At 58.3% G+C, this 14,716-nt stretch carries 13 protein-coding genes; 5 read left to right on the top strand and 8 right to left on the bottom strand.

The window, feature by feature from the left end; translation table 11 throughout:
• Positions 1-7 precede the first annotated feature (7 nt).
• A complete protein-coding gene (locus tag AC2FFP_RS19190) occupies positions 8-535 on the bottom strand; it encodes a component of SufBCD complex (RefSeq protein WP_496723037.1) in 528 nt (175 codons plus the stop codon).
• 119 nt (positions 536-654) lie between these two features.
• Here AC2FFP_RS19190 and hemB point away from each other — a divergent pair, with 119 nt between their 5' ends.
• From hemB to AC2FFP_RS19170, 4 genes are all read left to right on the top strand, one after another.
• A complete protein-coding gene (gene hemB, locus AC2FFP_RS19185; RefSeq protein WP_496881377.1) occupies positions 655-1,653 on the top strand; it encodes a porphobilinogen synthase in 999 nt (332 codons plus the stop codon).
• 142 nt (positions 1,654-1,795) lie between these two features.
• Positions 1,796-2,368 carry a lipid-binding SYLF domain-containing protein gene (locus tag AC2FFP_RS19180; RefSeq protein ID WP_058271789.1) on the top strand — a complete coding sequence of 191 codons (573 nt, stop codon included), beginning with the start codon at positions 1,796-1,798 and terminating at the stop codon, positions 2,366-2,368.
• Between the two features lie 173 nt (positions 2,369-2,541).
• Complete coding sequence (locus AC2FFP_RS19175) at positions 2,542-5,004, top strand: penicillin acylase family protein (RefSeq protein ID WP_496881376.1); 2,463 nt, start codon at positions 2,542-2,544, stop codon at positions 5,002-5,004.
• Between the two features lie 108 nt (positions 5,005-5,112).
• The gene (locus tag AC2FFP_RS19170; protein ID WP_496738465.1) at positions 5,113-5,508 is read left to right on the top strand and encodes an SgcJ/EcaC family oxidoreductase; all 396 of its coding nucleotides are present in this window, start codon (positions 5,113-5,115) and stop codon (positions 5,506-5,508) included.
• A gap of 12 nt (positions 5,509-5,520) precedes the next feature.
• Here the strand turns inward: AC2FFP_RS19170 and AC2FFP_RS19165 are convergent, their stop codons facing one another.
• The 5 genes from AC2FFP_RS19165 to trkA all read right to left on the bottom strand — a co-directional run bounded on the left by AC2FFP_RS19165 (position 5,521) and on the right by trkA (position 10,375).
• Positions 5,521-5,805 carry a putative quinol monooxygenase gene (locus tag AC2FFP_RS19165; protein ID WP_496881375.1) on the bottom strand — a complete coding sequence of 95 codons (285 nt, stop codon included), beginning with the start codon at positions 5,803-5,805 and terminating at the stop codon, positions 5,521-5,523.
• An 18-nt stretch (positions 5,806-5,823) separates the two neighbouring features.
• Complete coding sequence (gene hflX / locus AC2FFP_RS19160) at positions 5,824-7,095, bottom strand: GTPase HflX (RefSeq protein WP_496764609.1); 1,272 nt, start codon at positions 7,093-7,095, stop codon at positions 5,824-5,826.
• Entirely contained in the window at positions 7,095-7,334 is a 240-nt protein-coding gene (gene hfq / locus AC2FFP_RS19155) for an RNA chaperone Hfq (protein WP_005982826.1), read from the bottom strand. The genes hflX and hfq overlap by 1 nt, the downstream gene beginning before the upstream one ends.
• A 126-nt stretch (positions 7,335-7,460) precedes the next feature.
• Entirely contained in the window at positions 7,461-8,999 is a 1,539-nt protein-coding gene (locus AC2FFP_RS19150; protein WP_496723048.1) for a TrkH family potassium uptake protein, read from the bottom strand.
• Complete coding sequence (gene trkA / locus AC2FFP_RS19145) at positions 8,999-10,375, bottom strand: Trk system potassium transporter TrkA (protein WP_109311769.1); 1,377 nt, start codon at positions 10,373-10,375, stop codon at positions 8,999-9,001. Before trkA ends, AC2FFP_RS19150 begins: the two co-directional genes overlap by 1 nt.
• A 96-nt stretch (positions 10,376-10,471) precedes the next feature.
• Between trkA and AC2FFP_RS19140 the strand changes: the two genes are divergently transcribed.
• Positions 10,472-10,954, top strand: a complete 483-nt coding sequence (locus tag AC2FFP_RS19140; protein ID WP_496721695.1) for a hypothetical protein — start codon at positions 10,472-10,474, stop codon at positions 10,952-10,954.
• Between the two features lie 12 nt (positions 10,955-10,966).
• On the opposite strand, the gene ntrX is transcribed toward AC2FFP_RS19140, so the two are convergent.
• Both ntrX and AC2FFP_RS19130 read right to left on the bottom strand, forming a co-directional pair.
• Positions 10,967-12,376 carry a nitrogen assimilation response regulator NtrX gene (gene ntrX / locus AC2FFP_RS19135; protein WP_496738462.1) on the bottom strand — a complete coding sequence of 470 codons (1,410 nt, stop codon included), beginning with the start codon at positions 12,374-12,376 and terminating at the stop codon, positions 10,967-10,969.
• Positions 12,373-14,661, bottom strand: a complete 2,289-nt coding sequence (locus tag AC2FFP_RS19130) for a sensor histidine kinase NtrY-like (protein WP_496764606.1) — start codon at positions 14,659-14,661, stop codon at positions 12,373-12,375. Before AC2FFP_RS19130 ends, ntrX begins: the two co-directional genes overlap by 4 nt.
• Positions 14,662-14,716 lie beyond the last annotated feature (55 nt).

Here is a 14,716-nt window from a genome sequence, read left to right as displayed (position 1 = left end):
CTGATTTTCATCCCCCGAGAACGCCGATCGAGACGTTCTGGTACATACCCCAAAGTGACGTGATGACAATTGAGATCATGCCAATGATCTGGGTGTAAATCCTGCAGCGTACAAGGATCTTTGACACGCTTCCGAGCACCGGCTCGATGCCTTGCAACTTGCGCGCGGCGCGAATGTTGATCAGCATCACCAAACTCACGGGGAACAGCAACAAAAACACGGCCTGTGCAAATTCAACGCCATAGTAGAAACCCAACATCGCAAGCCCGGTAAAAAAGAAACAGCATAAAGCAAGAATAACCAGGCCTGACATATCAACGATGTAAAGCAGCCTGTTCCCATTGATCCGAACGATATCCAGCAGGTCCTGTTCGGACTGTCCGCCAACACGACGGGCACGTACAAGCAGATCGTAGGGAACCCCCATCGCCCAGTGGCTGGCCGACGACCAGAGCACCGCCAGCACGATCCAGTACCACAGATTCGAAAAGCTGCGCATGTCGATGAGTTCGAAAATCGAAGAGTGCAAATCCACGCATCAGCCCTTTGTTCATTGTCCTTGGGGCGTTCTTCGCGCAGGCGCGTCCAATGTTACCCTTGAGACCATCGGGAATTCATGCCACCCAATGCACGATTATTCAAGGAGAGCGCGACATGAAACCGACCATCGCCCCCTACCCCCTTACGCGATTTCGCCGGGCGCGCCAATCCGGCGCCATTCGTGGGTTGGTGCGGGAAAACGCGCTGACGACAGACGATCTGATCTGGCCGGTTTTTGTGCGCGATGGTGAAGGCATTGAAGAACCCGTACCTTCGATGCCCGGCGTTGTGCGGCGCTCGGTCGATCTGATCGCAAAGGCCGCAGTCGAGGCACAGGCTATGGGCATCCCGGCGATCTGCATCTTTCCCTACACCGATCCCAATCTAAAAACCGAAGATTGCGCCGAGGCGTGGAACCCCGACAACCTGTCAAACCGGGCCATTCGGGCAATCAAATCTGCAGCCCCTGATATTGCCGTGATGACCGACGTGGCGTTGGATCCCTATAACATCAATGGCCATGACGGCTACGTCGTCGATGGCGAGATTGTGAACGATCAGACTGTCGAGGCGCTGGTCAAAATGACACTGGCGCAGGCTGAGGCCGGCGCCGACATCATTGGTCCCTCAGACATGATGGATGGCCGCATCGTTGCGATGCGTCGCGCGCTTGAGACTGCGGGGCACCACAACGTGATGATCCTCAGCTATGCCGCCAAATATGCCAGCGCATTCTATGGTCCCTTCCGCGATGCAGTAGGCGCGTCAGGTGCGCTGACCGGTGACAAGAAGACCTATCAGATGGATCCGGCCAATTCGAATGAGGCGCTGCGCCTGATCGAACGAGATCTGACCGAAGGTGCCGACATGATCATGATCAAGCCGGGGATGCCATATCTGGATATCTGTCGGCGCGTGAAAGACACGTTTGGCGCGCCCACATACGCCTATCAGGTGTCCGGTGAATACGCGATGGTACAGGCTGCGGCGCAGAACGGCTGGATTGATGGTGAGAAGGTCATGCTGGAAAGCCTGCTGGCCTTCAAGCGCGCAGGCTGCGATGGAATCCTGACCTACTTTGCACCGCAGGTCGCACGCATCCTTCAGGGCTAAAACCCCGGACGGTCGCGACTTTTCGCCGATTGTGAACGCTGTTGGACCAGCTTTCCCGTGACACACGGACGCAATCGGCGTATTCTTGCACACAAGATCGGGAACACCCGACACTTCAGGCAGTTTATACAGAGAAAAAAACATGAGCAGTTCCAACTCTCCCCGACTAAACCGTCGTGGCTTTGCGCTTGGCATGGCCGGGCTCACACTGACCGCAGCATGCGGAAACGGTGTAGGCAATTCCAATGCGGCCCAGATCGACGCCCGTGTGAACGTGACGTTGAACGAAATGTTCAGCAAGTACCCCAACACCGTCGAGATCGCCAACAAAGCCGACGGCATGCTGGTGATGCCCCTGATCACCGAGGCCGGGTTCATCTTTGGCGGTGCCTATGGCCAGGGCGCGCTGCGCATTAACGGTGCAACGGTAGACTATTACTCGGCCCTATCCGGCAGTGCTGGTCTGCAGATCGGCGCGCAACAATATGCGCACGTCCTGTTCTTCATGACGCAGGACGCGCTGGATGACTTCCGCCGCTCCAGCGGTTGGACGGCGGGTGCGGATATCGGCTATGTCGTCGATGCCACCGGCGACTCGCTCTCGACCGACACAACCCAATTGCGTAAGCCAGTGTTGGCCGCCGTTTTCGGACAGGCTGGTCTGAAATTCGGCGCGACCGTCGAAGGCACCAAGTACACGCGCATCATCCCCTGATACAGAATACCACCCCCCCCTTTGCCACGAACCCCGCCACATGTTCAAAACCATATGGCGGGGTTATTCATCTCAACATGTTAACTCAACGTTCGCGCGGCGTTCCTCTTTCGGTTGCCCGGTCCTTCCAGTAGGGTTCAGCCAATAATTTCTTATGGGGATATGGGGCGTTCATGGGTCTTGTCTTTCGCTGGCTGGTACGGATTGCTACGGGCCTGATCCTGTTGGCCGTTGCGGCTGTGGGCCTTGTCTACTTTCTGGCCAGCCAGTCCCTGCCGGATTATGATCAGACCGTCGAAGTCAACGGGCTGCGCGCCCCGGTCGAGATCGTGCGCGACACCGCCAATGTTCCGCATATTCTGGCCGAAAGCGACCCGGACGTGTTCTTTGGCCTAGGCTATGCCCATGCGCAGGATCGCCTGTGGCAGATGACCGTGATGCGTCGCACGGCGCAGGGCCGTTTATCCGAAGTGTTTGGCAAGCGCACTGTCCCCATCGACAAGCTCTTGCGCCGTTTTGACTTGTACAGTCTTGCCCACCGCTCGGTCGAGGTGCAGGACGATTACACCAAAGCTGCGCTGCGCGCTTATTCTGCGGGCGTAAATGCCCGGCTGGACGAGATCAATGAGAACGCATTGGGACGCGGCGCGCCCGAGATGTTTCTGTTCAACGCATCTGTTTCGCCGTGGCAGCCCGGCGACAGCATTGCGATCATCAAACTGATGAGCTTGCAACTGTCCGGCCATTTGAAAGATGAGGTCCTGCGCGCCCGCACATCCCTGATGCTGAACGATCCTCAGCGGCTGGCCGATATCCTGCCAGATGTGCCGGGTGCGGGCATCGCGGCGCTGCCGGAATATGCGTCTTTGTTCCCAGAACTACCGCGCTATGCCGAAGGCACGCCGATGCCAGACTCGCCGCTGTCACCATTCCCTAAACGCGGCTTGGCCGGGGCGTCGAACGCGTGGTCCGCCGCGCCTTCGCGTTCGGCGATCGGGGGCACCCTGCTGGCCAACGACCCTCATCTGGGCCTGACCGCACCGGGCATTTGGTACCTGGCACGGCTGGAGCTTGCCAAAGGCGGTGTCATCGGTGCAACCATTCCAGGCGTTCCCGCGATCATGACGGGCCGCAGTGACCGGCTGGGCTGGGGTCTGACGTCGTCTTACCTAGACGATCAGGATGTTCACATCGAACAGCTGAACCCTGAAAACTCAGAAGAATACCTGTCGCCCGAAGGTTATAAACAGTTCCGCTCGCGCCCCTCAATCATCGAGATTAAAGATGAAGCCCCAATCACACTGACCCTGCGCTGGACCGAGAACGGACCCGTCTTGCCCGGCAGCCACTACGATCTGGAAACGATCACCCCGCCCGGACACGTCGCGTCGTTGTCCTGGACGGCGCTCAGCCCGCGTGACACGTCGATGACAGCGTCGATGGCCTTGATGAATTCGGACAGTGTGCGCGAAGCCATCGATGTGGCCGAGCTGTTCATTGCGCCCTCGCAAAACCTGTCGCTGGTCGACAAGGACACGATCGGCATGAAACTAATCGGCGCAATGCCAAGCCGAGACCTTCGCAACCAAAGCCGCGGCCGTATCCCAACGCCCGGTTGGCTGGCCGAGAATTCGTGGCAAGGACGTTTGCCCTATGCGAACAACCCCGAGTTCGTGGCTCCGGCAGGGGGGATTTTGGGCAATACAAACAACAAGATCATCGACCGCCCCTTCCCCGACCATGTCTCGTATGAATGGGGTGATACGCAGCGCGTGCACCGTTGGGAACGCCTTATGCAATCGCGCGAGGTTCACACCCGCGACAGCTTTATCGAAGCGCAGCTTGATACCGTCAGCTTTACCGCCCGCTCGCTTCTGCCGCTAATCGGCGCCGATCTTTGGTTCACCGGAGCCTCTGCGCCCGACGGCACACCTGAACGCCAGCGTCAGGTCGCGCTGGCCTTGCTGGCCGAATGGAACGGTGAGATGAATGAACACCTGCCCGAACCGCTGATCTATGCCGCATGGTTGCGCGCGTTGCAAATCCGACTGATCTCGGACGAGTTGGGGCCGTTGGCTGCCGAATACAAACATGTTGAACCGCTGTTCATCGAACGGGTCTACCGCGATATCGACGGCGCCTCGGTCTGGTGCGACGTGCGCCAGAGCGCGCCAGTGGAAACCTGCACCGACATGGCCCGGTTGGCGCTGGACGACGCGCTGATCTGGATCAGCGAGAAATACGGTGGTTCGCTGGAATCGCTGCGCTGGGGAGACGCCCATCAGGCCACGCATGACCACCCGGTTCTGGGCACGGTTCCCGTTCTGCGGTTCTTCGTCAACATCCGCCAATCCACCAGCGGCGGCGACAACACCCTACTGCGCGGACGGACATCAGGCGAAGGGCCCAACCCTTTCCAAAACGTGCACGGTGCGGGATATCGCGGCGTCTATGATTTTGCCGATCCCAACAGTTCGGTCTTTATCACGGCAACGGGTCAGTCGGGGCATTTCCTGTCGCGCTACTACGACGATCAGGCCCAGCTTTGGCGGCGAGGTGAGTATATCCCCATGTCACTGGACATGGATCTGGCCCGCGCGGCAGCAGTCGGCGTAACCAACCTGACCCCGCGCTGATTTCACTGCTTCGGCAGGACCTTGCCCCTTTTGCAAGCTGCCGTGGACGCGCGCAGGTGTTTTCGCCTACGATCTGCAAGCCGACAATTCGGGACCTTGGGGGTACAGATGGCCAGTTTTCGGGATATGTTGAACAATCTCGCACGCGATTACGCAATCGCGTGGAGCTCAGGCGACCCAAATGCGGTTGCCAGCTTTTTTGCCCCCGACGGGCAGATCACGATCAACCGGGGTGAACCAATTGTCGGCCGTGCCGCCGTCGCAGACATGGCGCGCGGATTCTACGCCGACTTCCCGGATCTGGAAGTGCGCTGCGACATGCTGCGATGGGCCGGATCACACGCGATTTTTGTCTGGACACTGGAAGGTCATCATTCCGAGACCGGCAACCACGTGGTCACACGTGGTTGGGAAGAATGGGAGCTGACCGAAGACAACGAAGTCCAATCTTCGCTTTTCTGGTTCGATGCAGACGACTATCAGCGCCAGATAGACGGGCAGTAGCGGACGCCCCGCCTAAACGCGCGTGATCTGATAGTCGCGCGGAATGCCTTCTGTCACCTTGAACCAGGTCGAGGCTTTGGTTCGCGCCTGATGGGCGTCAAAGGCCGCTTGGTATTCAAAAATTTCGTGTACGTTGAACCGACCGGGAATATCCGCGTCTTCTGTGACGTCGAATGTGATGCAACCCGGTTCGGCCCGAGTCAGGGCGATGTGGTCCGGCAACGCCTCCCGCACCTGTGTGACACGGTCGGCAGGCACCGAAATATGACCACGCAGAACCACCTTAACTTTTGCCATCGTGACCTCGCTTATCGATCAAAGCGCGGCGAACTGCGCCGCCTGCTTGTCGGTCCACAATACGGTGATCTGAAATCCGTCATCCGTCTGCTCTTCGGATTGAACGACATCCTGACGGAACAGCCACGCACGCTTGTTGCCTTCGGCAAATGCCAGCGTCAGAACCATCTCGTGCCGAACCCCCTGCAAATTAACCGCGATCTCGGCCAACAAAGGTTCGATGCCTTCGCCCGTCACAGCAGAAATGGCAAAGATCGACGGGTCGCGGTCGGCCCGGGCAAACGTGGCCTCGCGCTCATCTTCGTTCAACAGGTCGATCTTGTTCCAGACCTCAAGCCGGGGCCGTTCGTCATCAACGCCCAACGAGGTCAAAATGGTCTCGACATCCCGGGCTTGCGCCTCGGTGTCTTCATGGCTGATGTCGCGCACATGCACGACGATATCTGCGCCCAGAACCTCTTCGAGTGTGGCGCGGAAGGCCGCGACCAGTTCGGTCGGCAAGTTCGAAATGAACCCCACCGTGTCCGACAGAATCACCTCGGGACCATCGGGCAGCTCAACCCGCCTCATCGTGGGGTCCAGAGTTGCGAACAGCATGTCCTTGGCCATCACCTCGGCACCGGTCAGGCGATTGAACAAAGTTGATTTGCCGGCGTTCGTATAGCCCACCAACGCAACAATCGGATACGGCACCTTGGCTCGCGCAGCACGGTGCAATGTCCGGGTCTTGATCACCTTCTGTAATTGACGGCGCAGTCGCACAAGCTGATCGTCAATCGCCCTTCGGTCAGCCTCGATCTGGGTTTCACCGGGACCACCGACAAACCCCAACCCGCCCCGCTGACGTTCAAGGTGGGTCCAGGCGCGCACCAGACGCGTACGCTGATAGCTGAGCGCGGCCATCTCGACCTGCAGCACACCTTCACGAGTACGGGCGCGGTCGCTGAAAATCTCCAAAATCAACCCGGTCCGGTCGAGAATTTTGACCTTCCACGCTTTTTCCAGATTGCGTTGCTGAACGGGGGTAACCGGCCCGTCGATCAGAACCAGCTCGACCTCGGCGTCATGAAATCGTTCGCCCAATTCTTCGATCTTGCCGGTCCCGAACAAAAGCCCCGGCTGGGCACGCGGCAGGCGCACAATATCGGACCCGATCACATCCAGATCGGGCAAAGCGGCAGCCAGCGCCACCGCCTCTTCCAGCGCCGGTCCAGGAACACGGCGCTGTTCATCTGATTTGATTTCCGGATGCAGCACCCAAGCCCGGGTGCGCGTCCTGTCATGTTCCATCAAGAGGCGTCTTCGCCCTCATACAGGTTGATCGGCTGCGACGGCATGATCGTAGAAATTGCGTGTTTATAGACCAGCTGCGACTGTCCGTCGCGGCGCAACAATACGCAGAAATTGTCGAACCAGGTGATGACACCCTGCAATTTCACACCGTTGATCAGGAAAATTGTGACCGGGACCTTTGCTTTCCGTACATTATTCAGGAACGCGTCCTGCAGATTCTGTCTGTCCGAAGCCATATTATTATAATCTCGCCATTGTTCTTGCTACGCGCTGCGGACCAACGCGCTCCCTCTGGCAGAGTATGGAGTGTCGTTAACCGATATTCCAGATGAAAAATAAGGTGTCGGCAAAGGTGAGGATTCTTAGTCTCGCCAGAGGGTTGGCGTAATCAGCGCAATGATCGCCAATGTTTCCAGTCGCCCGATCACCATAGCCGCACACATGGTCAGCTTTGCGCCCCAGGGCAAATCGACCAGACGGATGGGAACATCGGTGGCCAGTTCGATCAGCGGCCCGGTGGTGCTGAGTGCCGCGACGCTGAGGACCATCGCCTGTTCAAACCCCGACCCCATCGCGGCCAGCAGCAGATTGAACAGTGCTGCGGTCAGGGCGAACATCATCAGGAATATCCAGGCGATAAAGGCTCCGTCGCTTTGAATGCGACGGTTACCGCCGCCAATGCCACTAACGGATGAGGGATAGATCAACCGATCAATCTCGCGCGCGCCATTGAGGTACAGGGCAAAGACCCGCAACAGTTTGACCCCACCCGCCGTTGTGGCCACCCCACCTCCGATCAGGGCGAGACCCATCAGGATCAGTCCGGGGGTGCCAAGGCCGGACAATTGCTGGGCATCATTCCAGTTTGCGCTTTCGAAACCGGCTGTGGTCAGGAAAGACAACGCCGTAAAGATCATGCCCCAAATCACGCTGAGTGCCTGAAGCGGTTCCAGCTGATTGCCGATTTCCAGAACGCCGGCCCAGACGCGCGCGAACAACAGTGCCGCGACGACAACCACAATCATCAAGCCAATCCGGAATTCGGGGTCTTGGTCCAGCCGGGAATAACCTGTGGTCGCCGTATCGGTCGAAAACGTCAGCCGCGACAAAGCGAAGAACAGGAACAGAAACAGGATCGCCTCGCCCGTTATGCCTGCCTGCGCCCCCTCCAGCCCGCCGACCGGAGATATCCCCGACGTGGCCATGGTTGACATGGCGTGACACACGGCAGTCAAACCGTTTTCGCCAGCGATCAGTAGCAATATCCAAATGGTTGAGGTCAGACCGGTATAGACTGGTGTCAAGGTCCGGGTCACACGGATCAGACGGCCGCGGGGGTCGACCTCTTCGCTTTGTGCGACGCCCGACACCGGGCGACCGGGCTGGCCGCGCGCCGTAATCTCGAACCCGCCCAGCGACAAGGGCGCCAGAATTGCAGCGGCAGCAATCCACATCAGCAAGCCGCCCATCCAGCCGACCAAAGCACGCCACAGGTGTAGAGGTGCGGTCAGGCGATCCGGGTCCGGAAACAGATCTGCACCGGTGGTGGTCACAGCACTGACCATATCAAAATACGCATTCAAAAAGGTGGTGTTGCCCAAGGCATCATGCAGCGGAATCGCCAGAAACAGCGGCAGAACGGTAAAACACCCCAGCAACACGGCCAGTTGCCCAAGCGTCCCACGTCGCGGCACCCGATTTGATGCTGCCACAGCGATCGTGGATACCACGAACAGTCCCAGAAGGCCGGAATAGAAAAAGGATCGCGACGTGTCGTGATCATCCAAGGCCAGCGCGTAAATCGCTGGAATCCACATCGACAACGCAGCGATTCCCGAGATCAACAGAAACAGCGGCAATCGCTGTATCAAAGTGATCTGTTGTCTCAGAGCGCGCGCCATCAGAAGAAATCAATTGAAACCTGCATCAGGCGCTCGACCTCGGGCACGTCCTTGGCCATCGCAAAGATTGCCACCACGTCCTTTTCGTCGATCCGCAGGCTGCCTGTCGGGCGCAAAAGCTCATCGCCTTTTCGTACAGCACCCACCAGAACGCCTTCGGGAAAATCGATATCCCGCAGCTTCTGTCCTGCCATGGGCGAGGTCGACAGCACCTCGGCCTCGATCACTTCCGCCTCGGCATCCCCGATAGAATACACCTGCCGCACCCGCCCGTGGCGAATATGGCGCAGGATCGAGCTGACAGTGGTTGCACGCGGGTTGATATAGGCGTCGATCCCCAGTGGGCCCATCAGGGCAACCATGCTGGGATCATTGATCAAGGCAATTGCCAAGGCACAACCTTCGGCCTTGGCCCGCACCGCAGCCAGCATGTTGGCACGGTCGTCATCGGTGACCGCCAACATCGCGTCGGCGCGCTCGATCCCGGCCTCGCGCAACAAAGCGGCATCCAGCCCGTCGCCATTCAGGACAATCGTCCGTTCCAGTGTTTCGGCGGCTATTTCAGCGCTTTGGCGATCACGCTCGATCACCTTGGCGCGCACGCGGCTTTCACGCTCTTCCAACGTCCGGGCCACTTCCAACCCGACATTGCCGCCACCAACGATCACGACGCGGTCCTGCTTTTTGTGGGTCTTGCCGAAAACCTCCATTGTGCGGTCCACGTCTTTGACATTGGTAAAGACATAGCATTCGTCGCCGACAAATAGCTGATCTTCGGATTCAGGCGCAAACAGCGTTCCATCCCGCCGAACACCGACAACGATTGAGCTGAGCGTCGAAAACAGGTCCGTGAGCTGCCGCAATGGCGTGTTCACGATGGGGCAATCTTCGTCAATACGGATGCCCAACAGCTGCGCCTGCCCATCCATGAACATCTCAGTATCAAAGGCGGACGGGGCCGAAAGGCGGCGCATGGCAGCAGCTGCGACTTCGCGTTCAGGGCTGATCACGACGTCGATGGGCAAGTGGTCACGACGGAACAGATCCGAATGGATCGCCTGCAAATACGATTTAGCCCGCAACCGCGCGATCTTGCGCTGGATGGAAAAGATCGAATGCGCCATCTGGCAGGTGACCATATTCACCTCGTCCGAATGGGTCGCCGCGATGATCATATCGGCATCCCGCGCGCCTGCGCGTTCCAGCACGTCAGGATAGCTGGCAAATCCGGCAATCCCCTGAACATCCAGCGTTTCCGTCGCCCGGCGCACCAGATCGGGATTGTTGTCCACCACCGTTACATCATTCAGTTCGCCCGACAAGTGCCGTGCGATCTGCCAGCCGACCTGACCGGCACCGCATATGATGACCTTCATGTTTCTGGCCCTTCTGCCTGAAATCCTTGAATGACAGATGCCCCCAAAGCGGTCAATTGAATTGTCATTCGGGCGAAGCTGGGGCAAGATAACCCTATGAAATCAGTGCTTCACTTACTAATTCCTCTGACCGTCCTGTCCGCATGCAGCGGCCCACTTTCGCTGTACTACCGCGAAGGTGAAAGCGTGTCGCGCGCGCAGTCCGAGACCACGCAATGTCAGGTTAAGGCGGTAAATGACGTTCCCGTGGCTAATCAGGTGCGGCAAAGCCCGCCCACATACTGGCCGGGACGCACTTATTGCGACAACCGGGGGCACTGCTATCGCTCGCCTGGTTGGTGGGAACCCGGGCGCGTGTATACGGTCGACGTGAATGCCGGTCTGCGCAATCAGGTCGAGGCCCAATGCATGGCCAAAAAAGGCTTTCGTCCGATCAGCCTGCCACCCTGCAAACAGAGCGTAAAGTCTCAGGTTCCACCTGCGCGCACAACGAAACTGCCGCCGCTGGGAACCCAATCCTGCTATGTGAAATTCGACGACGGCTCGTTTCAGATCATCACCCCGGGTCAGGCAGGGTAAAGCCCCGGCGGATTACTCCGCCGGTTCTGGTTCGTCGATCTGCGCCACCCGCGCCCCGGATTTGTTCGAGGTCACAACACCAAGCGATTTCAGCTTGCGGTGCAGCGCGCTGCGTTCCATGCCCACAAAGCTGGCAGTTCGGCTGATATTGCCACCGAAACGGTTGATCTGGGTCAGCAGGTACTCACGTTCGAACGCCTCGCGCGCTTCCCGCAGCGGCAGCGTTGCCAGCGCACCGGACAAAACCACGCGGCCCGAGTCGTCGGTTTTCTCTTCTTCGGTTGGCAATTCGCGGGCTTCGATCGGGCCTGTTCCATCGCCCAGGATCAGGACACGCTCGATCAGGTTCTTCAGCTGACGCACATTGCCGGGCCAGGTCATGGTCTGCAACAATGCCACCGCCTCTTCCGAGATTTCGCGAATCGGTAAGCCTTGGGTTTCGTTACACATTTCGATGAAATGCTGCGCCAGAACCGGAATATCCTCGCGACGGTCCTCCATCGAAGGCACGGCGATCGGCACAACGTTCAGGCGGTGATACAGCTCTTCGCGGAACCGGTCAGCTTCGATTTCGGCATCAAGATCGCGATTTGTCGACGAGATGACCCTCAGATCCACTCGCACCTTGTCAGACCCGCCTACCCGCTGGAATTGCTGGTCGACCAGAACCCGCAGAATCTTGGATTGCGTCCCTAAGGGCATGTCGGCCACTTCGTCAAAGTAGATCACGCCTCCGTGGGCCTCTTCCAGCAAGCCGGATTCGATCCCGCGTTCCGTTGACTCGCGCCCGAATAGCACCTCTTCGACGCGCTCAGGTTCGACCCCTGCGCAGTTAACGATGACGAAAGGGGCGTTGGCGCGGTTGGAATGGGCGTGGATATAACGCGCGGCAATCTCTTTGCCTGACCCGGCTGGCCCGCTCAACATCACGCGGCCGTTCGACTTGGTAACCTTGTCCAGCTGGCTCTGCATCGCCCGGAACGAGGCCGATTTGCCGATCATGTCCGAGTTTGTGACCTCGCGGCGCTTGAGCGAGGCATTCTCGCGGCGCAAGCGCGAGGTCTCCATGGCGCGGCGGATCACGACCATCAACTGGTCTATGTTGAACGGCTTTTCGATAAAGTCGTAAGCGCCCTGCTTGATCGCCGCCACAGCAATTTCGATATTTCCGTGACCGGAAATGATCACCACCGGCACGTCAGGGTTGTCGCGTTTCACCGACTTCAGGATATCGATCCCGTCCATGCGGCTGTCTTTCAGCCAGATATCAAGGATCAACAGACCCGGCGGCTCAGAATTGATCGACGACATACACTCGTCCGAGTTTGCCGCCAGCCGGGTGGAATAGCCTTCGTCCTCCAGAATGTCGGACACCAGTTCGCGAATATCGCGTTCGTCATCTACGATCAGAATGTCGCTCATCTTTGGCCTGCTTTCAGTTTGTTAGTATGAATTGCCTGCTTTTGTGGCGCTGCGGTCTGGGAAATATTGCCCCCTGGCAAACGGATCACGGCCATCGCACCGAAATGGTCCTGTCCGTCGAAAACGGGCGCGTCTTCCAAAGTCAGCGCTCCGCCATGTTCTTCTATGATTTTCTTGACGATGGGCAGGCCCAGCCCCGTGCCTTCGTCGCGCGTGGTGACATAGGGTTCAAATAACCGCGCCCGATCTTCGGGCAACCCAATGCCATTGTCCGCTATTGTAATGATCGTACCCGTATCATCGTTGGAGATGTCCACTTTGATCTGTGGCTTCAAATTTTCTGGCGGGCCTTTTTTCTTAAGTGTTTCAATGGCCTCACCCGCGTTCTTTATCAAGTTCGTCAACGCCTGGTTCAACATCGTCGCATCGACATCTGCCAGGATGGGGTTGTCTGGCAACGTCGCGTCGATCTGAACGTCCGGCTGTCCGGCTTGCTGCAACAACACGGCTTCGCGCACCAAGTTAACAACGTCTTCCTCACGCCGAACCGGTTCGGGCATCCGCGCGAATTTCGAAAACTCGTCCACGATCCGCCGCAGATCGTTGGTCTGCCGCACGATCACATCGGTCATGGATTCAAGGCTGTCACAATCCTCTTCGTTCAGTTTGCGCGAGAATTTGCGCTTGATCCGTTCCGCGCTGAGCTGGATCGGCGTTAGCGGGTTCTTGATCTCATGGGCAATACGGCGGGCCACATCGCCCCAGGCCGCCATGCGCTGTGCACTGACCAGATCGGTCACGTCATCAAAGGCCACCACGTAGCCTTCCAAACCGCCATCCTCACCGCGCCGGATCGCCATGCGCACGAGCAAGTTTTCCAACCGCCCCTTGCGCGTGACCTTAACCTCACCCTGTACGGCCTCTTGACCGCTGGCTTTCAGATTTTCGAACAAGGGAAGGAATTCGGGAACTGCGATGCCGATAGCCAATTGTTCTTCACCGCGCGACCAGTCCAGAAGACGCTCGGCCGAGCGGTTTACGAATGTGACACATCCATCCGAATCGACGCCGACTACACCGGACGTCACCGAGCTCAGTACAGAATCGAACAGGCGGCGGCGGCGTTCAATTTGACGCGTGTTTTCCAACAACGTTTCGCGTTGGCCTTTTAGTTGCCGCGTCATCTGATTGAAATAACGACCTAACATGGCGATTTCGTCATCGCTGGCTTCTTCGATGACCTGAACGCTCAGATCCCCGGCACCGACCCTTTGTGCGGCGGTTGTCAGACGGCCAACCGGGCGCGACAGGCGTTCGGCGAACCACATCCCCAAAGACATCGCGGCAAGGATCAGGATAACCGCAAAGCCCAGGTACAGGAGCCCGAACTCAAAAAGAACCCGGCCCCTTTCACTTTCAAGCTGTTGGTAGAATTGAACCGTTTCCTTGGTGTCATCCAGCAATTTCAGCAGTTCGCCATCCACCTCGCGGCTAACATAGAGATACCGGTCCAGATAAGCCTGCAACGGCACCAGCGCGCGGAATTCGTTGTTTTGCCAATCGGCAATGATCAGAAGGCCACTGTCGGTTGCTTCAACCATCTGCTCCGGTGTCGGCGGTTCATAATTGAACAGGTAGGACCTGTCGCCACGAGATTTGATTTCGCCACCGCCATCAATGACATAGGCCTCGCGCAAGCCCCGTTGAATCTGCGATTGTCCCTGTGCCAGAACCTCGCGCAATTCGGCATCCGAGATGTAAAAGTCCAGCGTTCGCGCATTGTCGAGGAACCGAGAAAGAACGATGGCGTCCTGTGTCAGGCCGCTGCGGTGCTCAAGCTCATAGGCCTCTGCGGCGGACAGGGATGATCCGACAACCTGACGGACCCGATCCGAAAACCATCCCTCAAGCCCGATATTTACCGTCAGGCCGGCAAAGATCGCGACGGTCACTGTCGGCACCAGGGCCAGCAAGGTGAACGCACCGATCAGCCGCAGGTGCAGACGAGATCCGGCAGATTTTGCACGGCGTGCAGCAATCAGACTGAACACCTGCCCCAGAACAAGTGCTGCAACGACCAGCACATAGACCAGATCGGCCAGCAGAATCAGCCGCAGCGTAGGCGCTGCCGAACCCAAATCAAACGGACCGATGACCAGATACGTGGCCAACGCCAGAATTGGCCCCAGAAGGACCAGCCCCAAGGTGCTAAAATTGCGCAGCTTTCGGGATTTCCGCCACCGATCAATCGATAGGATCAGCCCGCTCTGTGCTCGGGTTGCCACCGTCTGCCCTCATCCTGATGTGCCGCTTGCGCGACGTACCGCCATATCTCGTGGT

Source organism: Ruegeria sp. YTSC004 (genome assembly GCF_059609805.1).
Note: the sequence above shows the minus strand (reverse complement) of the source record. Positions and strands in the feature narration are given on the sequence as shown.

Bases quoted from the DNA above. Each gene is read 5' to 3' on its own strand.
- hemB (WP_496881377.1), top strand. From the start codon at position 655: ATGAAACCGACCATCGCCCCCTACCCCCTTACGCGATTTCGCCGGGCG.
- AC2FFP_RS19180 (WP_058271789.1), top strand. From the start codon at position 1,796: ATGAGCAGTTCCAACTCTCCCCGACTAAACCGTCGTGGCTTTGCGCTT.
- AC2FFP_RS19175 (WP_496881376.1), top strand. From the start codon at position 2,542: ATGGGTCTTGTCTTTCGCTGGCTGGTACGGATTGCTACGGGCCTGATC.
- AC2FFP_RS19170 (WP_496738465.1), top strand. From the start codon at position 5,113: ATGGCCAGTTTTCGGGATATGTTGAACAATCTCGCACGCGATTACGCA.
- AC2FFP_RS19165 (WP_496881375.1), bottom strand. From the start codon at position 5,805: ATGGCAAAAGTTAAGGTGGTTCTGCGTGGTCATATTTCGGTGCCTGCC.
- hflX (WP_496764609.1), bottom strand. From the start codon at position 7,095: ATGGAACATGACAGGACGCGCACCCGGGCTTGGGTGCTGCATCCGGAA.
- hfq (WP_005982826.1), bottom strand. From the start codon at position 7,334: ATGGCTTCGGACAGACAGAATCTGCAGGACGCGTTCCTGAATAATGTA.
- AC2FFP_RS19150 (WP_496723048.1), bottom strand. From the start codon at position 8,999: ATGGCGCGCGCTCTGAGACAACAGATCACTTTGATACAGCGATTGCCG.
- trkA (WP_109311769.1), bottom strand. From the start codon at position 10,375: ATGAAGGTCATCATATGCGGTGCCGGTCAGGTCGGCTGGCAGATCGCA.
- AC2FFP_RS19140 (WP_496721695.1), top strand. From the start codon at position 10,472: ATGAAATCAGTGCTTCACTTACTAATTCCTCTGACCGTCCTGTCCGCA.
- ntrX (WP_496738462.1), bottom strand. From the start codon at position 12,376: ATGAGCGACATTCTGATCGTAGATGACGAACGCGATATTCGCGAACTG.